At 48.9% G+C, this 20,640-nt stretch carries 16 protein-coding genes; 10 read left to right on the top strand and 6 right to left on the bottom strand.

Features of this window, described 5'->3' with window-relative positions; genetic code table 11:
• Positions 1–318: 318 nt before the first annotated feature.
• A complete protein-coding gene (locus K7B07_RS24835; protein WP_223713244.1) occupies positions 319–705 on the bottom strand; it encodes a helix-turn-helix domain-containing protein in 387 nt (128 codons plus the stop codon).
• A gap of 189 nt (positions 706–894) precedes the next feature.
• Between K7B07_RS24835 and K7B07_RS24830 the strand changes: the two genes are divergently transcribed.
• The 9 genes from K7B07_RS24830 to K7B07_RS24790 all read left to right on the top strand — a co-directional run bounded on the left by K7B07_RS24830 (position 895) and on the right by K7B07_RS24790 (position 11,569).
• Positions 895–1,458: a hypothetical protein gene (locus tag K7B07_RS24830; RefSeq protein WP_223713243.1), complete on the top strand. Its 564-nt coding sequence runs from the start codon at positions 895–897 to the stop codon at positions 1,456–1,458.
• Between the two features lie 611 nt (positions 1,459–2,069).
• Positions 2,070–2,321, top strand: a complete 252-nt coding sequence (locus K7B07_RS24825; RefSeq protein WP_223713955.1) for a hypothetical protein — start codon at positions 2,070–2,072, stop codon at positions 2,319–2,321.
• Positions 2,224–2,448, top strand: a complete 225-nt coding sequence (locus K7B07_RS27935) for a SymE family type I addiction module toxin (protein ID WP_223713938.1) — start codon at positions 2,224–2,226, stop codon at positions 2,446–2,448. The genes K7B07_RS24825 and K7B07_RS27935 overlap by 98 nt, the downstream gene beginning before the upstream one ends.
• The gene (locus tag K7B07_RS24815; protein ID WP_223713242.1) at positions 2,384–2,584 is read left to right on the top strand and encodes a hypothetical protein; all 201 of its coding nucleotides are present in this window, start codon (positions 2,384–2,386) and stop codon (positions 2,582–2,584) included. Before K7B07_RS27935 ends, K7B07_RS24815 begins: the two co-directional genes overlap by 65 nt.
• Positions 2,585–2,749: 165 nt before the next feature.
• Entirely contained in the window at positions 2,750–3,322 is a 573-nt protein-coding gene (locus tag K7B07_RS24810) for an RNA polymerase sigma factor (protein WP_223713241.1), read from the top strand.
• A 74-nt stretch (positions 3,323–3,396) separates the two neighbouring features.
• Positions 3,397–4,500, top strand: coding sequence for a FecR family protein (locus K7B07_RS24805; RefSeq protein WP_223713240.1), 1,104 nt, complete (start codon positions 3,397–3,399; stop codon positions 4,498–4,500).
• 185 nt (positions 4,501–4,685) lie between these two features.
• Positions 4,686–8,105 carry a SusC/RagA family TonB-linked outer membrane protein gene (locus tag K7B07_RS24800; RefSeq protein ID WP_223713239.1) on the top strand — a complete coding sequence of 1,140 codons (3,420 nt, stop codon included), beginning with the start codon at positions 4,686–4,688 and terminating at the stop codon, positions 8,103–8,105.
• 41 nt (positions 8,106–8,146) lie between these two features.
• Positions 8,147–9,958, top strand: coding sequence for a RagB/SusD family nutrient uptake outer membrane protein (locus K7B07_RS24795; RefSeq protein WP_223713238.1), 1,812 nt, complete (start codon positions 8,147–8,149; stop codon positions 9,956–9,958).
• A gap of 105 nt (positions 9,959–10,063) precedes the next feature.
• Complete coding sequence (locus tag K7B07_RS24790) at positions 10,064–11,569, top strand: alpha-L-fucosidase (RefSeq protein WP_223713237.1); 1,506 nt, start codon at positions 10,064–10,066, stop codon at positions 11,567–11,569.
• A gap of 139 nt (positions 11,570–11,708) precedes the next feature.
• Here the strand turns inward: K7B07_RS24790 and lepB are convergent, their stop codons facing one another.
• From lepB to amaB, 3 genes are all read right to left on the bottom strand, one after another.
• Positions 11,709–13,250 (bottom strand): signal peptidase I, encoded by a 1,542-nt coding sequence (gene lepB, locus K7B07_RS24785; RefSeq protein WP_223713236.1) that lies wholly within the window; start codon positions 13,248–13,250, stop codon positions 11,709–11,711.
• A 145-nt stretch (positions 13,251–13,395) separates the two neighbouring features.
• The gene (locus K7B07_RS24780; protein WP_223713235.1) at positions 13,396–15,072 is read right to left on the bottom strand and encodes a S8 family peptidase; all 1,677 of its coding nucleotides are present in this window, start codon (positions 15,070–15,072) and stop codon (positions 13,396–13,398) included.
• A 167-nt stretch (positions 15,073–15,239) separates the two neighbouring features.
• Positions 15,240–16,763, bottom strand: coding sequence for an L-piperidine-6-carboxylate dehydrogenase (gene amaB, locus K7B07_RS24775; RefSeq protein ID WP_223713234.1), 1,524 nt, complete (start codon positions 16,761–16,763; stop codon positions 15,240–15,242).
• A 287-nt stretch (positions 16,764–17,050) separates the two neighbouring features.
• Here amaB and K7B07_RS24770 point away from each other — a divergent pair, with 287 nt between their 5' ends.
• Complete coding sequence (locus tag K7B07_RS24770) at positions 17,051–18,127, top strand: Gfo/Idh/MocA family oxidoreductase (protein ID WP_223713233.1); 1,077 nt, start codon at positions 17,051–17,053, stop codon at positions 18,125–18,127.
• 46 nt (positions 18,128–18,173) lie between these two features.
• Here the strand turns inward: K7B07_RS24770 and K7B07_RS24765 are convergent, their stop codons facing one another.
• Positions 18,174–18,920 carry a glycoside hydrolase family 16 protein gene (locus K7B07_RS24765; protein WP_223713232.1) on the bottom strand — a complete coding sequence of 249 codons (747 nt, stop codon included), beginning with the start codon at positions 18,918–18,920 and terminating at the stop codon, positions 18,174–18,176.
• Positions 18,921–19,051: 131 nt separating this feature from the next.
• On the bottom strand, positions 19,052–20,563 hold the full coding sequence (locus K7B07_RS24760) for a family 20 glycosylhydrolase (RefSeq protein WP_223713231.1): 1,512 nt from the start codon (positions 20,561–20,563) through the stop codon (positions 19,052–19,054).
• Positions 20,564–20,640 lie beyond the last annotated feature (77 nt).

The raw sequence follows: 20,640 nt of genomic DNA, 5'->3' as shown, positions 1-20,640 counted from the left end.
TTTTTACCTAAAAGTCTGTGCTTGGCTAATGTTAGTAGAGATCGGGAGTATCCCGTAAAGTGTGTAAGTTAAAATCGAGGTAAAATAATATGTTCCTCAATTTTATTGTTATACTGTCGATAATCTTCAAAAGGAAAATTGTCCAGCTCGACCTGTAGTTTTTTCTTCATAGTGGTTGCAAAACTGGATATAAACATAATAAACAAATTCAATTTTATTAGCTTCAAATGGTTAGGTAGGACACTTTGGTATCCGCAGTCCTTTGTCTTGCATTCTTTTTTTTCTTTTATTTTGTTTCTGGTAAATAGTCTTATAACGCTATTTTTCCTCAATTAATTTTTCAAGCTTCTCAATCATTTCCTTTTGCTGTTGCAGCATACGCTCATACAATTCCACCATTTTTTCAAGGGGATTGAAATTGAATGTTGGATAGTAGTTATACCCATTTGCTTGGTCATTGAATGTATTGGAAATAATATTCACCGCTTGTTCTTCATCAAAATTCTGAAACGCCTCCACCGGTATTTTTAGTACAGTGGATATCTGTTGCAGCAGGGGCACATCAATGGTTTCTTTGGTTTCCAGTATAGATATTTTCTTTTGGTTCCAGTCATCGCCCAGCTCCAGGGCCAGTGTTTCCTGTTTAATGCCCAGCATTTCGCGGAAACGCTTTACATTACGGCCTTCATGTATCTTTTTGTCCATAATAGCTAAAAATTGTATTTATCAAAGGTTCAAATTTAGGCTTTTACGCTTAATAAGCCGCCTGTATAAAGATAGCTAAAATATACGGCAACCGGTATAAAATATACGGATGGGGACTTGAATATCCCCCCTGGGGATGGCTTACTTTGTGGTATTGTAACACGCCAAAGCAAACCTGAAACAGTAACCATGAAACGTAAAATACCCAAAGACCCTTTTAATACGGCGTGCTGGACCAGGGGCCGCCCGGGCGACCCCGTAACAGTGTTTGCCGAAGTATTTTCCTATGCGGATATGGCCTACTGGCGCCGGGAAATAAAACGGGTAGTGGCCCATGCTGCGGCAGATAAGGAGTACCGGCGGCGCGCGGCGGGTGCCCTGCTGCTGGATATGAAGGTAGTACGCTCTGCACTGCGGGCGGCACATGCGCTACGGAAGGCCCGGGGGGCGGAGGCTGCCACCGCGGAGGGGGAAATGCCGCGCCCGCAGGATTATTGCTGCCGCGTGGGCCGGCAGGATGGCTGGGGCGACCTGCCGCGCTGCCTTACGCTTAAAGAATATTGCCGCCCGTACCAGGTGTTTAAAAAACTGTTTGGCAGGCGGGGCCTGGCCCGGCGGGTGCAGGATTGGGAGGCGGTGGTGGAGGCGGCGCTAAGCCCCTGTAGTACGGCGCTGCGGCCTGGCGCCCTGCGTATGTATACGGAGCTGATAAAGCTGCTGGAGGCGGCACATTTGGTGTGGGTGCGGGGGTAATGTGATTTGTGATGCTGTGCAGCAGGTTATCGCCGCGCCGCGGCTGGGAGGGGCGCCAGGTAGCCGGGCTTACAAAGAGAAGCGGCGCGCTGCGCCTGTTTATATTTAATAAGTTGTAAGGGAGATACCGATCTGCCGGAGGTTTCAGCCGGATGAAGGCTTTATTGTCTTACAGGATATGCGATCGTTGGCTCAGGGCGACGACGATAATTATACTTCCGTCATGCTGAGCACAGCGCAGCGGCGCCGAAGCATCCCCAGTAGGACCGGGGGTGTTTGACGGCTGGGGGGCCGTTCGGCTGCACAGCGTTTCTCCGGATATTTCGCATATACGAAAGGCTAATGTTTGCCATTAGAACGCTGCAGCGCAGCGCTAATATTAAAAGTAATGGCAAGAACAGGCGATGAAGGTGCAGCGCACCGGGAATAGCGCAAGACGGCACAGGGGCCGTGCAGCAGATTATCGCCGCGCTGCGGCTGGGAGGGGCGCCAGGTAGCCGGGCTTACAAAGAGAAGCGGCGCACTGCGCCTGTTTATATTTATAAGTTGTAAGGGAGATACCGATCTGCCGGAGGTTTCAGCCGGATGAAGGCTTTATTGTCTTACAGGATATGCGATCGTTGGCTGAGGTTAACGATCTTATTCTTAATCTTACACCAATCACCCAGGAAAATTACAGCAACTATGAAAAACAACCCTGCCAGGGTGCGCCTGCTAAAGGTGTACCCCAAAATAATACTGCGCCGCACGGCTTATGGCCGGGAGGTGATAACCTGCCTGCCGGAGATACGGCTGCTGGGCCAATGGCTGGCGGCCTGCGGCTTTGCACCGGGCAATACCATACAGGTGACCACGGGGCGTAATAAACTAATCATTACTACTAACCGCGCGGCCCAAAAGCCCGCGCACCAAAAAACAACCCACCATGAAAAAGAAAAAAACACAAAAGCTAAAACACTGGCTGCGCCAATATCCCGGAAGCGAGGTTAACAGTAACCTGCGTACACTGCTTACGCACTACATCGGATTTTTTCCGGACGGGACCATTACAGGCTTCTCGAATATAGTGGTAACGCTTACCGAACTGATGGAGCTGCTGGATGCAGCGGGGAAGAAGAAGCAATAATAATGGCAGTTAAAATAATTTAAGTATTTGATAATCCTGTTTACTCCGCCGGATCCTGTAAAATCGTATAAGCCTTTGTGCCGCTGGGTGATAGGATGCAAAATCCGGTTAGTACCTGTGTTTGCGATTTTATCGCTACTTTTATCCGCTACAGCTGGCAGGGTTATGGAAGTAGCAACTGAGGTTTTACTGGAGCGGATTATTAGGGGCGAAGAAAGCGCCTTCCGGGAATTATATGACCGCTATCATCAGCAGATCTATTCCATCGGGTATTACCTGACCCGGTCCCAAACCATTGCGGAAGACATTGTTCAGGATGTGTTTTTAAAGATCTGGAACAAGAAGGAAGTGTTGCAGGAGGTGCAGCATTTTGAAGCCTGGCTGAAGATCATCGTGAAAAACCACACCCTGAATGTGCTTACAAGAGTAGCCAGGGAGCGGCTTATTTATAAAGCACAATCGCACCAGCCGGCTGAAACCCTTATCACACCAGGGCTGGAACAAAAAGAGATCAATCACCTGATACAGAAAGCCATCGACCGCTTGCCGGAACAACAGAAAAAAGCCTATGTGCTTAATAAACAGGAGGGCTTTAAGGTTGCAGAGATCGCTTCTATTATGAACCTGAGCATCCACACCGTAAAAAATCATTTAAAAGCAGCCACCGCTTCAGTTATCGCCTTTTGTAAAAACCATATAGAAGTGATCATTACGGTAGTTTTTCTTTCAAAAAAATAATTTTAATAGCACTAGCCCTTTTTTAATTGCCGCTTGTCTTATAGATACCTGATGGTTAAAAAAGGGATGCCGTAATGCTTAAATCCAGGATCGAAGAATTACTTCAGTTGCTTGCAGATGGAACAGCTACTACAGCTGAAACCGATGAGTTGTATGGATATTATCTGAGTGCGGAGCATGCCGCAGCAATTGAAGCCCTGATCGATACCTGCTGGGACCGGTTGGCGTTTGAAAAATTTCTTACCGTTAAGGAATCGGAACGGCTGTACCGGCACATTCAGCGCCGGTTGCCGCAGCATCAGGTTAAAAAGATAGCGCCCGGCTGGTGGATCGCAGCGGCTGCTGTGTTACTGGTGTTGGCAGTGGGCGGGTTGCTGCCATCATCCCGCTCCGGAAAAAAGCAGCAGGCCCTGGTGCCTGTTATTACAGATGTGGCGCCACCCGCCGCTGCCAACGCCGTACTTTTTTTAGAAAACGGCGATAAGCAATTGCTGAAGGCTAGCAGGGCGGTACGGTCGTCAACCATCAGCCGCCCGGCAAACGCAAAAGGGTATAACACCATTTTTAACCCGCGCGGCAGCCAGCCGATAGAGATTGTACTGGCAGACAGTACCCGGCTTTGGCTGAATGCCGAAAGCTCAGTAAAATATCCGTTGCAGTTTGCCGCGGCCGAACGCCGGGTACAGGTAAGCGGAGAGGCCTATTTTGAAGTAGCTCATCAGGAAAATAAACCTTTTGTGGTGGAGAACGGAAAAACAGAGGTAAAAGTGCTGGGGACACATTTTAACATCAACACATTTGATAATAAAATAAAAGTGACCCTGCTGCAGGGGCTGGTACAGGTAAGTAATCAAAAGGATTCAAACCTTATCAATCCCGGACAGGCAGCGGTAATTACGGAAGCTGTAGATATTATGAAGTCGGATACAGTGAGCGCCGTGGCCTGGAAGAGCCAGCTTTTTGATTTTAAGGAGACGGCGCTGGATGAGATCCTGCAGGAAATAGGCCGCTGGTATGATGTGGAAGTGTTTTATGAAGGACCGGTTCCGAAAATCACTTTATCCGGCAGTGTAAACCGTAACATCAATGCCTCGAAGGTGCTGGAAATGCTGGCGCTTACCAGCGGACTGCAATTCGAGATCAAAGGGCGCCGCATCATCGTAAGCAAAAACAAATAAATAAAAAGCGGAAAGTGTTGAAGCCACTTCCCGCCGGAGTGTTTAGCAAATAAATTTTTATACCAATCATCTATTCACCAAACCCACCTGCCGGTCAGGCAGGGTATCGCAAAAGTATGAATTTCTATCCGGACGATTGCACTTTTCGCCAGCGGCGAAAAGGGATCCACAAATTGCTATTGTGTATGAAGCTTTCCGTTATTTTTTTACTTGCAACCGCTATCCACGCATCGGCTGCGGTAAGTGGTCAGAATGTAACACTTTCTAAAAAGAAAGGAGGTCTTACCGCTATTTTTGGAGAAATAAAAAGGCAGACAGGGTATAATTTCCTGTACAAGGATGCGCTGCTCCGTAACAGCAGGCCGGTGAGCATATCGGTAAAGAATATGCCGCTGCGCAAGGCACTGGATCTGTTGCTGACTGATCAGCTGCTGACTTACAGTATCGTGGAAAAGACCATTATCATCCGCGAAGGAGGTGCCCGGACCATTAAGGCAGATCAGCTGACGGTTACCGGTACGGTAACAGATACGGAGGGAAAGCCCCTTTCTGGCGCAAGCATTACCGTGAAGGGGCAGAGCACGGGGGTAATGACCAATGAAGCCGGGAAGTATTCCATACAGGTGGATGAAGACGCGGTGCTGGAAGTGTCGTCGGTCGGGTACCTTACGCAGACCATTAATGTAAACAAACGGACTACCATAAACATTTCACTGGAAAAGGCCGACAGCAAGCTGGATGAAGTAGTGGTGGTGGGATATGGTACTCAAAAGAAAGGCGATGTATCTGCTGCCATTACCCAGGTGTCGGGCAAGGTGCTGGAAAATCGCCCAATTACCAATATCGGTGCAGGTCTTCAGGGTGTGGTACCCAATCTGCAGATCACCATGCAGGGGGGAGCACCGGGGAAGGGGGCCAATTTCAATATCAGGGGGATCACCTCTATAAACGGAGGAGGGCCGCTGATACTGGTAGACGGAGTGGTACAGGATCCAAATCTTGTAAACCCGAATGATGTAGCCAGTGTTACAATTTTAAAAGATGGTGCGTCTGCCGCTATTTACGGAGCCCGTGCCGCCTATGGTGTTATATTGATCACGACAAAGAGCGGTAAAAAAGACCAGTCGCCGGTAGTATCGGTTTCCGGGTCCTATGCGCTCAACGATCTTACATTGCGTCCGCGCTACGTCAACTCTCTTACCTATATTAATTATATGGATTCGGCCAATATCAATGCCGGTAACGGAGCGTATTTCTCGCAGCGTATCCGGGACGGTGTTACGGCTTATTTCAATGACCCGGTAAATAACCCTTATGTGCTTTATGATCCCTCGATCGATAAAACGGGTTATTACACTTATGTAGGCAATACCGACTGGACATCTGAATTATACAAACGCGGAAGCCTTATCCAGAGCAATGTTTCCGTAAGCGGTGGTTCAAAAAATACTTCTTATTACATGTCGTACGGGAACATGCGGCAGAACGGTTTCCTGAAATCATATAAGGACTATTACCAGCGGCACAATATCAACCTGTCCATCAGTTCTGATGTGACGAAGTGGCTGAAGGTTACGGGTAAAGTGCGCTATACTTATTCCTTTGAGGATCATCCTTCCGGCGGAACCGGTGGTAACTCCGGTATCACGGAAAGCAGCGGCCAGCTAAAGAATGATCTGCGGCCGCTGATGCCCATCCGGCATCCGGACGGGAACTTTGCTGGTCAGGGTAGCTTCACCAATCTCTTTGCTGTAGGGGCCCTGGGCGGACATAGTCAAAAAAAGGTGAACGACCTGTGGGCTACTGCTGCGGCTACCATCACCCCGGTAAAGGAGCTGAACCTGAATATCGACTATACCTTTAATCCTTATTCGGATAATACCGAATTCACCTCACAGCTCTTCCGGGAATACCATGCCGATGGTACTTATAATATTTATCCCTGGACCAATCCTAACCTGGTGAACCTGGGCAATAACAACGATTATTATCATGCGCTGAATATTTACGGCAACTATACCAAAAAGATCGGGCTCCACAACCTCAGTCTGATGGCGGGTTATAACGAAGAAGTGAAACAGATCAAGTTTTATTCAGCGCAGCGCAAAAACCTTATCGACAACAACCTGCCGGTGCTCAACAGGGCTACAGGAGACATGGCCGTGGATGAATCGATCCCCAGCTGGGCGGTGCAGGGTTATTTTGCACGCCTTAACTACGATTACGACAACCGCTATTACTTGGGTCTGGTAGGGCGTTATGATGGTTCCAGCGTATTTGCACCGGACAGCCGTTATGTATTTAACCCCTCGGTATCTGCCGCCTGGAGGATCAGCAATGAGCAGTTCTGGAAGAACAATACCGGACTTTCCGAAGTGTTCAATGAATTTAAAATAAAAGGCTCCTATGGAAGGTTGGGAAACCAGACACTGGACCCTGATAAATTCGGATACTTTCCATACCTGTCCTTTTATAACATCAATGCAGCCTATCCCTATATCTTAGGAAACACCACCACACTTCCTGTAGGCATTGCGCCCGGGGGATTGGTGAGTCCCACTTTTAGCTGGGAAAAAGTAAGCCAGTGGAATGTGGGAACGGAGATGGAGTTTCTCCAACACCGGCTGAGCCTGGCGTATGACTATTACACCCGGTATACCAGTGGTATGTTTGCTCCCAGATCACCATTACCTGCGGTGCTGGGAACGGAAGTGCCCCGGTCCAACTCCGGTAACCTGAAAACAAAGGGATGGGAACTGTCATTGGCATGGCGTGATAATGTGGGTGCGGAACTTTCTTACCGGGCTTCGGTTGTGTTGTCGAACTCGGATGCCTATATCACCGAATATAATAATCCCACAAAGCTGTTGAGCAATGATAACAGCAGTTTCTATGTGGGGCAGCGGCTGGGGGAAATATGGGGACTGAAGTCGGCAGGGTTGTTCGCTTCGGATGCAGAAGCCGCCGGATATAGTATCGACCAGTCGCAGTTATACAATAACCAGTGGCATGCCGGGGATGTAAAATACATCGACCTGAACGGCGATAATAAAATAACCAACGGAAACGGTACCGCAGATAACAGTGGCGACCTGACCATTATCGGTAACCGAAATCCGCATTACATGTATGGCGTTACCGGCGGTATTACCTGGAAGCAATTTGATTTCGATCTTTTCCTTCAGGGGGTTGCAAAACAGGATTTTGTTCCCGATGGCCGTTTCTTTGGTATCGGCAGCGAGTGGGATGTACCAATGGAAGCGGCGATGGATTACTGGTCCTATCAAAATCCCGGCGGCTATCTGCCCCGTGTATACATTGACGGCGCACGTGGTAACCGTGGTGGTTTTGGATATTCGAATGCTGTTGACCGTTATTTGCAGAACGCCGCCTATCTGCGTGTAAAACAGGTAACACTGGGCTATACCTTTACCCAGCCCTGGTTGCAGCGGGCGAGGATCAGCAACCTGAAGCTTTATATTACCGGGCAGAATGTGCTCACCTTTACAAAGCTGTCAAAATTATATGATCCTGAAAACCTGAGCCTGATGGGATATCCCATTACCAAATCCTGGTCCTTCGGCATCAACATCAATTTAAAATAAGGCCCGGTTGGATTACAACAGGAACCATAAAAAAATTACACATGAAAACAAAACAAATTTTATATATAGCCGCACTGCTGCTGCTGGGCAGCTCCTGTAAAAAAGTGCTGGACCGCATGCCCCAGGATGCCATTACGGATCTGAATTTCTGGAGCAGCATCGATAACCTGAAACTATATTGCAATAATTTTTATTCCGCTCTTTATGTGCCAAATATCGATGCGGACGAACGAAGCGATAACTGTGTGAAGAATACACCGAACACCTGGTTGTATGGCGATGTGGTAGTGCCCGCAAGCGGCGGTGGCTGGGATAATTCTGATTGGTCGAATATCCGCAACGCCAATTATTTTTTACTCCGTTACCGGGAAGTAGTGGATGACCCGGTTAAGATCAATCAGTATGTAGGTGAGATCCGTTTCTTCAGAGCCTATGAATATTTTAATAAGGTAAAAACATTTGGTGATGTGCCCTGGATCAACCAGGACCTGAATGTTAATGATACCACTTTCCTCTATAAACAACGGACCCCGCGGCAAACGGTGATCGACAGTGTGATTGAAGATCTGAATTTTGCAGTGAATAACCTGCCGGAGCCGAATAACGCAGAATTGGGTCGGCTGCACAAATATGCGGCCCTGCAACTGCTGGCACGGGTGAACCTGTACCAGGGCACCTGGATGAAATACCGCAGCATTGCCGGATGGGAGGCTTATCTGAATAAAGCCGTTAACGCGGCGCGGCAGATGATGCAAAGTAACCGCTACGAGATTGTGCGGCCGGCAGCATTGTATTATTTTAAAACCGGAGACCTGGTAGATGCCAAGACCAATACCCATGCAGCGAAGGATTATCCGTTGTATTACCGCGAGCAATTCATTACTGAAGACCTTACCGGAAATAAAGAATGCGTACTGCCCAAGATCTACCTGGTAAATGTGCTGACCAGCGGCTTGTCGAGGACCTCCGGTGAATCAGGAACGGGGATAAGCAAGGACCTGATCGAGGATTTTCTCTGTGATGATGGTTTGCCGGTACGGCTAAGTCCGAGATACAAGGGCGATGATTCCACCACGCTTGAATTTCAGAATCGTGATCCGCGTTTACGGAACATGATCGATAACCGGTTCCTTCCCACTTTTCTAAACAACACCAGTCCTACATCAAATTATTTTACAACCGTGAACAGCGGTTCGCCTACCGGTTACCTGTCTATGAAATTCCGGAGTCCCATCCCTCAGCAGAATGAAGCGAATCAGACGACCTATGATATGTTCGTATTCCGGTATGCGGAAGTGCTGCTGATCTATGCCGAGGCGCTGGCCGAGCTGGGCACTATTACACAGGCTGACCTGGACAAGTCGGTGAATCTGCTGCGGGCGCGGCTGGACGAGCCTTCCCTGCCCAACGGCAAAATGGCCCGGCTGCTGATAAATCCTCCTGCGGATCCTGCTGCCACCACCATTGCGGGAAGAGCGCGGTACGGCTATGCGGTATCTCCGCTGATCTATGAGATCCGCAGAGAACGGCGGATCGAACTGGCATTTGAAGGATTCCGTTGGGATGATATTGTACGCTGGAACGCCGGGAAACTGATTGAGAATCCCAAGACCGTGTATGGTATTGTTGCAAGTACCGCCGTACAAAATATGTATAACAGTTATTTTAATTCGAATGTCTTCCTGGGAGTTAATACCACTACGTTTGCAGATTGGGATGGTAAACAGAAAAAAGTGGTGGCACCCTATACCCGAGCCATGCGTACCTGGAATGATAAACTTTACCTGAGCCCGATTCCCACCGATCAGATCACATTAGGCCAGGGATCGCTTACGCAAAATCCCGGCTGGTAGAAAATGCCTTAATAATGCTGTGCAACCGCGGTTGCACAGGTAGTAAAATGGGCGGCGATCTCCGTATCTTAGGCCCTGTTTTTTAAGCTCAATAAAATAGCAATAATGAGAAAATATATTTTACCGGTTGTAGCAATGGTTTCATTATCCGCACCGGCAAGGGCGCAGAAGGAAAATTTTGTAAGCCTGGCGCCGGGTACTTCCGAACAGCAGATCATCCAAAAAGCCGCCAATATTGTGCCCACGGCACGGCAGCTGCGCTGGCAGCAGCTGGAACTGACGGCCTTTTTTCATTTTGGCATCAATACCTTTACAGGAAAAGAATGGGGCGACGGCAAAGAGGACCCGGCGCTGTTTAACCCAACAGCTCTGGATGCGGTGCAGTGGGTAAAGACCATGAAGGATGCGGGTTTTAAGCAGGTGATCATTACGGCCAAGCACCATGACGGGTTTTGCCTGTGGCCGACCAAAACCACGGACCATTCCATAAAAAGCAGTCCCTGGAAAAGCGGCAAAGGTGATGTGGTAAAGGAAGTGGCGGCGGCCTGCAAAAAACTGGGGATGGGCTTTGGCGTATATCTCTCCCCCTGGGACCGCAACGCTTCCGTTTATGGTACGGATGCGTATAATGAGTTTTTTGTAAAGCAGCTTACAGAGCTGCTGACCTGGTATGGGAAGGTGGATGAAGTATGGTTTGACGGTGCGAACGGGGAAGGGCCGAACGGTAAAAAGCAGGTGTATGATTTTAACCGCTGGTACAAGCTGATCCGCAAACTGCAACCGCAGGCGGTGATCGCGATCATGGGGCCGGATGTGCGGTGGGTAGGCACTGAAAGCGGAAAGGGACGCAGAACGGAATGGAGCGTGGTGCCCACCAATAACCTCGACCAGGATCAGATTGCGGCAGGATCTCAGCAGGGAATGTTGTTTAAACCCCAGAGTGATATGACCGGCAGCGATCTGGGCGGCCGTGACCGGATAGCAACTGCAAAGGGCCTGGTATGGTACCCGGCAGAAACGGATGTTTCCATACGGCCGGGCTGGTTCTATCATGCAGACCAGGATGAAAAGGTGAAAACACCGAAGGAGCTGATGCAGATCTATTTTACTTCTGTTGGGATGAACAGCGTGTTGCTGTTGAATGTGCCGCCGGATAAAAGAGGGCTTATTAATGAAAGCGATGTAAGAACCCTGCAGCAGTGGAGCCGGATGCGCAAAGAACTGTTTAAAACCAATTTGCTTGCAGGAGCAGCAATAACCTGTAACAACGGTGTGAACACGGCAGCCTTGCTGGACGGAAAGGATGCCACATATTTTACCACGCGGGGCGGTGATACGGCCACTACCCTTGTATTTAAGCTGAAACAGCCCCGGACCTTTAATGCCTTTTCTATACAGGAAGATATACGGATAGGACAGCGCGTGGAACAATTCAGTGTGTATTACAAACAGGATGGCGCATGGAAACCCTTTGTACAGGAAACAACGATCGGCTATAAACGCCTGCTGCATTTTGACCCGGTAACGGCCAATGAAATAAAAATTGAGATTGAATCGTCCCGGTTAAATCCCACGATCGCTTCGGCAGGATTGTATTTCTACGAATGGTGATGCGTTGCTGCCAGGATCGGTGTGAATACCCTCCCGCAGATTGCCGCTGATTTTTTTACAGACCGATGGATAAAAAAGAACCGTCTTCAAAAGCGGCATCCTGAGATGACCCCTGAAGACGGTTCTTTATGGGTTCTGATTATTTAATGATCTTAAAGAAGCGCTTCCAGCGCGGGCCATTTTCGTAGCTGAACCAGATCATGGCCGCACGGCCCACCACATGGTCTTCCGGTACAAAACCCCAGTAGCGGCTGTCCTGCGATTTGTGGCGGTTGTCCCCCATCATCCAGTAGTAGTCCATTTTAAAAGTGTATTTGTTGGTGGAGGTACCGTTGATAACAAAACTTCCATCCGGGTTTTCCACCAGTGTATTTTTTTCATACACCTGTATAGCGCGGCGGTACAGCGCAATGTTTTCTTTGGTAAGGGTAAGGGTGGCTCCTTTTTTGGGGATCCAGATCGCACCGAAATTATCCCGGTTCCACTTGTAATGCACCGTATCAAAAGGGAATGTAAAGGGCTCGGTATAGCCGGCAGGCGATACGTCCTTTGCAATGCTGTTGGGATCGATCACTGTAAGCTTTTTCAGTATATCGAGCTCGGGAAGTGTCAGGTTAATGCTGTAATAGCCGCCCTGCATCGCCGTAAAATCCGGGCTGTTGCTTTCCATATTCAGCCGTATGCCGGATTCGCGGAGAAAATCCGGATCCACCGGTGTATTGTTCTTGGTGCGGAAGGTATAATAGGTGGCAGAAGTGGGAGGGATATTACCCGGCTGGTTGTTGATGTATACAATACCATCCACGATCTTCAGCGAGTCGCCCGCCACACCTACACAGCGTTTGATATAGTTATCCGTTTTATCTACCGGGTGCACCGCCAGCGGCTGAAACTCGGGGTTCTTCTGCACTTCTTCGCGGCCATACATCCGCACCAGTGAATAATAGGGCTGGAAGGACTGGTAGCCATCTTTGTTGACGACCGTATCACCTTCGGGAAAGTTGAATACCACACAGTCGTTCCGTTTTACCGGTGAAGCAAACCAGCGGATATAAGGCAGCTCGATAAGCGTGGTATACGATTTAAGACTGCTGCCGGGTAAATAATTATGTACAAAAGGTACGGAAAGGGGCGTATTGGGTATCCGCGGGCCATAGCTGAACTTGCTTACAAAAAGATAATCGTTAATAAGCAGGGTCTTCTCCATAGAGCTGGAAGGGATCACATAGGCCTCAAATATAAAGATGCGGATAAGAGTGGCAGCCACTACCGCAAAAATTGCGGCGTCCACCCACTCACGCCAGGCGGGCTTCTGGTGGTGCTTTACGCCTTCGGCTTTAATAAAACGGGCATCCTTGTTCTGCGCCAGCCAGGGAAAATAAAAGGGGGCAAACAGGGCGGCAAAAAAATGATCGCCAAATGAGAACCGGCAAAACACTTTTGCAAACTCGATAAAAATGCCGGGGGTGATGAACCAGCCCACGATGGGGATGAACTGCCAGAATACCCAATGCTTGGGGCGCTGCGCAATATCCTGCATTACCCAGGTATTGTAAAAAGGCACATAGGCCTTCCAGGATGCAACACCGGCTTTTTTAAATAATTTGGCAAGACCAAAGGAGGGGAGAAAGACCAACAGGATACTGATCAGATAAACTACAAATAAATGGTGCAGTGGCATCGATTGAAACTATTTTAATCAACAAATTTATTGTAAAGGGTTGACAATGTACCTTTTTGTATACAGAATTAACACTTTAACCGCTTAAAACCAAAGAGGCTGCCCCCAAATATATGGAAACAGCCTCTTGCTATAGCAAAAATCTTTATTTACGCTTTCTGGACGAAGGTTTCTTTGTGGCCGGCTTACCGGTGGCCGCACCGCCCTTTTTTGCGTAGGTATCTGCCAGTTTTACTGCCTCATAAGCGTTTACGATACCTCCGGTTGTGGACAGGTCCGACAGCCATACTTCCTCCCCGTTTTCCGGATTGGTGACTTTTGAAGCCGGTTTTACCACGGATTTCTCTATGATCTCTTTTACCTGTACGGCTGTAAGATCGGGGTAGTAGCTCATGATCAGCGCTGCCAGTCCGCTTACCACGGGTGCTGCCATGCTGGTGCCCTGCTGGTTACCATATACATCGCCACCCGGCAGGGTAGAGTAGATCAGCACTCCGGGAGCAAACACATCCACTTCCTTTTTACCATAGTTGGAAAAATTAGCTACCAGGCCACTGGTGCTGTCAGGTCCGCTGGCACCCACGGTGATCCAGGTGGCGGGTCTGCTTTTGTCCAGGTAATAAGCAGAAGGGAAGTTATACGTGGTATCGTTATTCTGCTTGTCGTTGCCCGCTGCATGTACCAGCAGCACGCCTTTTTCCACTGCATATTTTACGGCCTCATCCACCCATTTTTTTTCGGGAGAATAGCCTTTTCCAAAGCTCATATTAATGACACGCGCACCATTGTCCACCGCATAGCGGATACCCAGTGCCACATCCTTATCGTGCTCGTCGCCATTGGGCACGGCCCGTACCGCCATGATCTGCACATTGTCGGCCACGCCGTCCATACCTTTACCGTTCTTACGTGCAGCGCCTACAATGCCCGCCACATGGGTGCCGTGCATGGCCGATTGATCATCTACTGTAAGATTGTTATTGCCGTAAAAACGGTCGTTGATATCCTTATAATTATCCTTTACCACTTCATTGCGGTAATCTTCCGGCGGGCGTTTTTTGTTGTTCATTTTTTCCACATCGCGCTCCACTTCTTCGATCAGGTCCTTGTTGGTGATATCCTCGCTGTTGTTGTCTTTGTTAATGGAAGTAAGAAAAAATTTAAACTGACTGGCATTCATATTGCTGGCATTATAGCTGGCAAGGTCTTTCAGGCCGTATTTTTCTTTTTTAAGATCCTGACGGATCACTTCATCACCCACCTTCATCATCTTAAGCGCTTTTTCCAGAAAGGCATCATCCGAGCCACCACCTTCTTCCGGCTTGAAGATGTCTTCTTTGGCGCGCAGCCACATTTTGTACTCTTCCTTGTCGGCCTCAGGCACCTGGCTTTCTGTTTTTACTTCGTATTTGCTTTTCAGGCCCCAATATACGCGTGCCGCTTCGTAGGAGTCCTTGGTTACATTGGACTTGCCTTCGCGGGCGCCGATAAAGTTCCAGCCATGTACATCATCCACATAGCCGTTCTTATCATCATCGATGCCGTTGCCGGGTATTTCGCCCTTGTTAGTCCACAATACCGGCCGCAGATCCTCATGCGTGGTATCGATGCCGGAGTCGACAATGCCGACAATAACAGGGGTACTCTTTTTGTTGTTTGCTTTAAGATAGTCATAGGCTTTGTCGAGACTGATGCCATAGTAGCCATTGGCTTTCAGATCCTGGAGGTGCCATCCTTTGGGAGTGGCAGACTGACCATAACCGCTCATCAGGAATGCTCCTGTCAGTAGTGTCAATCCGGTCTTTTTCAACAATTTCATCATGTGTTATGTGATTGTATTTTCGATATGCAAAAGCTGCAAAAATAAAGGATCCCCCTTAAAGATAATCTTAAAAGATCCTGTAAAGGTGCGGGTCCGGTATCGTTTATACGATGCCGCCGTATTTTTAAACGTTGCACCATCAATTTCTTTTAAAAAAACTTTACCATTTATACATTGAACTGGATGCCCTGTGCCAGCGGCAATGCAGTGCTGTAGTTGAGGGTATTGGTCTGCCGTCTCATATAGTTCTTCCAGGCGTCGCTGCCGCTTTCCCGGCCGCCGCCGGTCTCTTTTTCACCGCCAAAGGCCCCGCCGATCTCTGCACCGGAAGTACCGATATTCACATTGGCAATGCCGCAGTCACTGCCGGCATGGGAGAGGAACTGCTCCGCTTCCCGCAGGTTGAGCGTCATAATGGCCGAGGAGAGGCCCTGGGGTACATCATTCTGGATGGCAATGGCTTCATCCAGCTCCTGGTAGCGCAGCAGGTAAAGGATAGGGGCAAAGGTCTCCTGTTTAACTATAGGAAGCGTTGATTTTGCCTCTGCAATACAGGGCTTTACGTAGCAGTTGCTTTCGTATCCGGGGCCTTCAAGCACGCCGCCCTCTACCAGGAAACTGCCGCCTTCTGCCTTGCATTGGTCAATGGCTTTAAGATAATGCTGTACAGCAGCGGTATCGATAAGCGGCCCCACATGATTGGCCGGGTCCAGCGGATCGCCGATCTTCAGCTGTGCATAGGCCTGCTTTAGTTTGCCCTTTACCGTATCATAAACCGATGCATGAATAATAAGACGGCGGGTGCTGGTACAGCGCTGTCCTGCGGTGCCCACGGCACCAAAAAGCGCGCCCAGCACGGCAATATCAAGGTCGGCATCTTTTGAAATGATAATGGCATTATTGCCGCCCAGCTCTAAAAGGGAACGGCCCAACCTGGCTGCCACAACAGCCCCCACGGCCTTGCCCATGCGAGTAGAGCCGGTAGCCGAAACAAGAGCGATCCGGGTATCTGCGGCCAGCCATTCCCCGGCATTTTTTTCTCCGGAAATTAAATTGCAGACACCATCCGGTACTTTATTGGCGGCAAATACGTTAGCGATTATATGCTGACAGGCAACGGCACAAAGGGGCGTTTTTTCCGATGGCTTCCAGATACAGGTATTGCCGCACACCCAGGCCAGCATGGCATTCCAGCTCCATACGGCCACCGGGAAGTTGAAGGCAGAAATAATGCCTACCACACCCAGCGGATGGTATTGCTCATACATCCGGTGGCCCGGCCGCTCGCTGTGCATGGTAAGTCCGTAAAGCTGGCGGCTGAGCCCAACGGCAAAATCGCAGATATCGATCATCTCCTGTACCTCGCCCCAGCCTTCCTGCAGGCTTTTTCCCATTTCATAGGATACCAGCCGGCCCAGGGCATCTTTATGGGCCCGTAAGGCTTCACCCACCTGGCGCACAACCTCACCCCGCCGTGGTGCGGGCCAGCTGCGCCATTCGGTAAAAGCAGCCTGTGCTTTTGCCACCACCTCGTTATAGGTTACTTCTGTGGTGGCCGAAACGGTGCCGATAATCCGGCCATCAACGGGGGAATAAGATGTTATGTCTTCAGCCGGTTTATCCAGCCAGCTGCAGCCGGTGCTGGTACCACTGTTTGTTTTTTCAACGCGGAGTGTTTTTAAAAAATCCATATGCATTATTTGATGCGGGAATTTACGAAAAATAAACCGGAGCGTTGTATCTGTTGCGGATGCGATTGTCTGTGCCGATCTGCAGGCAATTTTTCCCGCTGATCAGCGGATTTTTGCAGATTATCTCTGTGCCGGTTTTACCGGTTGCGCAAAGTTTTGCAAACGTTGCTTTATCCAAGGCTGTGCGCCTTCTGCAAGAAATAAAAAAGCGCTACAGCCATTCCTGATTTTCCGTTGATTTCCGTTAAGTTTGGAGTATTTACCGGTAATAAAATGAAATCAAACATATGAGTGAAAAACGTACACGGATACTGGTGGCGGGTTGCGGCAATATGGGCGCCTCCCACGCTGCGGCCTACCATCAGATGGAAGCATTTGAGATCTGCGGACTGGTATCCCGGGGCAGCAGCAACCAGGAACTGAACAAAAAGCTGGACACGGCCTATCCGCTCTATTCCGATTATTACGAGGCGCTTACTGCCACGCAACCGGATGCAGTCTGTATTGCCACCTACCAGGACAGTCATGAAGCCTATGCTATTGCTGCCCTGGAAGCGGGTTGTGATGTGTTTATTGAAAAGCCGCTGGCCGACTCGGTGGCGGGAGCGGAGCGGGTAGTGGCTGCTGCAAAAAAGAACAATAAAAAACTGGTGATCGGCTATATACTGCGGCATCATCCCTCCTGGAAAAAATTTATAGACCTGGCAGCCGGGCTGGGCCGGCCGCTGGTAATGCGGATGAACCTGAACCAGCAAAGCAGCGGACACGAATGGCAGGTACATAAAAAATTCCTTTCCAACATGAGCCCCATTGTGGATTGCGGTGTGCATTATATTGATGTGATGTGCCAGATGACCCGTTCAAAGCCGGTGCAGGTAACAGCCATCGGTGCAAGGCTTTCAGACGCGGTACCGGAGGGGAACTATAATTATGGTCAGCTGCAGATCCGCTTTGAGGACGGGTCCGTAGGCTGGTACGAGGCCGGCTGGGGGCCCATGGTTAGTGAAACCGCTTTTTTTATAAAGGATGTTATCGGACCAAAAGGTTCTGTTTCTATTGTGGCAAAGAATGCCGGTGGGGCGGGGTCTTCCTCCGATATCGATTCACATACAAAAACAGAATCCATTTTACTGCACCATGCCGATGTGGATGCCAACGACCATTTTGTAAAAAAAGATGAGTGGGTAGATATGCAGGATGAACCCGGTCACCAGGAATTGTGCAAGCGGCAGCAGCAGTATTTTTATAATGCCATTGTGAACGATGAAGATCTTACCGATCATATGAATGATGCGGTGAACAGTCTGCGCATTGCCTTTGCCTGTGATGAATCGGTAAAGACCGGACAGATAGTGCCATTATAAGAAAAGGCCCGGTGGGTCTGGCAGGCTGATGTAAGATTTGGAACTTTTATTCGTTATTGTATTTTAAGCCGGATACGATCATTTCAGCCTCTTTCAGGTTGGACGGCGGAACGCCTTTAAACAACCATAGGTTTATTTTAACCTTTTCATCAGTATCCGGCGGGATATCGTTTCCGGTATAGGTCCATTTTTGTATCGTATTGGTTGCCGCAGTGTCTGTCATAGCTCCGTAATAACTTGCAAAATCGATCCGGTCCTGCTGCCAGTTGAACCAATGTGTTGTTACATCGCTGTCCTGATCCAGATAAAACCGTTTTTTATTCCCGGTGCGGTTGGAGGGCTGTACGGCAAACTGGGCATCTATATTGCCTGTAACGCTCCATTTGGAAAATTCAATATCGATCTCCTGGGTATCATTCTTATAGGTAAAAAGCCCTCCCACAATATTTTTATCCAGCGTATCCGTGCGGCTGCCCATTTCAAAAACATAGCGGCCATAGCTGAAGGACTTTAGCAACGTGATGCCCGCGCACAGCCATTTGCCATTACGGTAGGTAATCCTTAAATGCAATCTGCCCGTACCATCCACCCATACGTTTTCTTCCGAGTCGGAAAAATAATTGGGCCCCGGCCCCAGCTTCTCTTTCGCAGAACTCTTTACTTCCCATTCATGCCCCGCAAAAGTGATCACCCTGGGGGATGAGGATGGGGTATCTTTTTCGGGGGCTTCGGTGGCGGATTTTTTACATCCGGTATTGAAGACCAGTATGATGGTTGTTAATAAGACAAGCATGTAGTTGTTCATTTATAAAACATTTGGCACACAAATAATTGTTCAAATACTGAAGGGGCACAATCGCTGCCTGCAGGGTCGGCAGGGCGGTAGCACCGTTACGATTATCGCTGACGATACAGCAGCCCTATTCATTTTTCATTAATACCTGCCAGTCGCTCATACAGCCATTGGACCGGCTGGTTCCGTATCCTGTTCTGGTAGATGATCTCAGGGTTTTTTAAAAAGCCGTTATTCAGATCCGAAAACCTCCGGTCCAGCTCTTTTGCCTGGTTCAGCAACACCTGTACCCGGGGGATAAGCGCACCGGCTGCTTTACGGGAAAAGTCCGCCGTATTGTAGAGCGCCAGGATCTCTTTAAAGGAAAGATAATAAGCCCTGAGGTCAGCCATCAGTCTGAAATGCTCAAACTCTTTTTGATGACGATGCGGCTTTAGTTCTTTTAACAGTTGAACGGCTTCGTTGTTGCGGGCAGCCAACGCAGCTATTGACTGACTTTGCGCGGGTTTTCCCTTTATGAGCAGCTCTGGCGGAACCATAAGCGCCTCCCATAATTTTTTTCCTCCGGCATCATTAAGCCCAAAACGCTCTTTGGCATACCGGATCACAAAAGCTTCCGGATCCAGGGCCTGCTTTTGCTGCAGCGACCAGGCGTAGGCCGCTATCAGGATGCGAAAACCGGAAAGGGGATAATTGTTCCGTATCGGTTCCATGCTTACTACCTCATTGCCCACATCCCGTATAAAACTGTATACACCGGAAGTAGACCAGGAGGTCATGATCATCCCTTTATAATTCCGGGTACGGGCGTAAGGGATAAAATCCCGCTGGTTGCTGAAATGCGTGGCCCAGTCTGTAACATACCAGTTATCAGGATGACTCCGTATCGAAGGTGCTCCCCATATCGTAAAACCTTTATCTTTTAGCAACCCGATATCTCCGAAAAGATTATTCCGCCAGCCATAATTCCAGTCGATGATGATCGTTTCTTTGGGAAGTGCGCCTGCAGCTTCAGGATGTTTGAGGATCATATCCGACCAGATTAGCGGGGTCTTTCCAAGCTTTAGGGCGATCTGGCACATCATTTTTACATAGTCCACAAAAAGCCGGGATACGCCTTCCTGCTCCATCTTTTTTTTGCAGGCAGCACAATGCCCCAGCAGCCGGGTTTCATCGGCACCGATGTGCAGGTACTTTGAAGGATGGAGCCGGGCCATATCCCTGAACAGATCTGAAAAAAGTAAACTGTCCGCTGTTGTCTGCAACGGACAGACCTGCGAAAGATCTTTGGCATCCTCCCTCAAACTACTGTACCGGTCGTGCCGTAAAATATATTCCACATGACCAAAGCACTGCTGGATGGGAATAACGTCAATACCTATTTTACCGCAATAATTTACAAAGGAACTGATCTCTTCGCGTGTATATGCCAGCCTGCCGGAGATCGTGGCATTGTTCTCATAAGGGTAAGTGGCATCCCATTCCATAACCAGGGTATTGATTCCCAGTTCTGCCAGCTCTTTTGCCGTATTTTTTAAGGCTTCCATGGTCATGACCTGGTTACGCAGATCAATATAGAATCCTTTCTTTTCAAAATCCGGGGCCGGTTTTTCCTGGCTGTAACTGTTCATGATGACTGCCATCAGCAAGAGAACAGATAAAAAAACGTATTTCCCGGGGACACAATAACTTTTCATTGCTGAAACAGGCTTCCTTTCAA

The sequence above is a fragment of the Niabella beijingensis genome (genome assembly GCF_020034665.1).
In the GTDB taxonomy this organism is placed as follows: domain Bacteria; phylum Bacteroidota; class Bacteroidia; order Chitinophagales; family Chitinophagaceae; genus Niabella; species Niabella beijingensis.
Note: the sequence above shows the minus strand (reverse complement) of the source record. Positions and strands in the feature narration are given on the sequence as shown.

Coding starts and splice junctions, on each gene's coding strand:
- K7B07_RS24815 (WP_223713242.1), top strand. CDS start 2,384: ATGAAAAAGAAAAAAACACAAAAGCTAAAACACTGGCTGCGCCAATAT.
- K7B07_RS24765 (WP_223713232.1), bottom strand. CDS start 18,920: ATGCTTGTCTTATTAACAACCATCATACTGGTCTTCAATACCGGATGT.
- K7B07_RS24800 (WP_223713239.1), top strand. CDS start 4,686: ATGAAGCTTTCCGTTATTTTTTTACTTGCAACCGCTATCCACGCATCG.
- lepB (WP_223713236.1), bottom strand. CDS start 13,250: ATGCCACTGCACCATTTATTTGTAGTTTATCTGATCAGTATCCTGTTG.
- K7B07_RS24825 (WP_223713955.1), top strand. CDS start 2,070: ATGCGATCGTTGGCTGAGGTTAACGATCTTATTCTTAATCTTACACCA.
- K7B07_RS24790 (WP_223713237.1), top strand. CDS start 10,064: ATGAGAAAATATATTTTACCGGTTGTAGCAATGGTTTCATTATCCGCA.
- K7B07_RS24795 (WP_223713238.1), top strand. CDS start 8,147: ATGAAAACAAAACAAATTTTATATATAGCCGCACTGCTGCTGCTGGGC.
- K7B07_RS24810 (WP_223713241.1), top strand. CDS start 2,750: ATGGAAGTAGCAACTGAGGTTTTACTGGAGCGGATTATTAGGGGCGAA.
- amaB (WP_223713234.1), bottom strand. CDS start 16,763: ATGGATTTTTTAAAAACACTCCGCGTTGAAAAAACAAACAGTGGTACC.
- K7B07_RS24780 (WP_223713235.1), bottom strand. CDS start 15,072: ATGATGAAATTGTTGAAAAAGACCGGATTGACACTACTGACAGGAGCA.
- K7B07_RS24770 (WP_223713233.1), top strand. CDS start 17,051: ATGAGTGAAAAACGTACACGGATACTGGTGGCGGGTTGCGGCAATATG.
- K7B07_RS24835 (WP_223713244.1), bottom strand. CDS start 705: ATGGACAAAAAGATACATGAAGGCCGTAATGTAAAGCGTTTCCGCGAA.
- K7B07_RS24805 (WP_223713240.1), top strand. CDS start 3,397: ATGCTTAAATCCAGGATCGAAGAATTACTTCAGTTGCTTGCAGATGGA.
- K7B07_RS24830 (WP_223713243.1), top strand. CDS start 895: ATGAAACGTAAAATACCCAAAGACCCTTTTAATACGGCGTGCTGGACC.
- K7B07_RS24760 (WP_223713231.1), bottom strand. CDS start 20,563: ATGGCAGTCATCATGAACAGTTACAGCCAGGAAAAACCGGCCCCGGAT.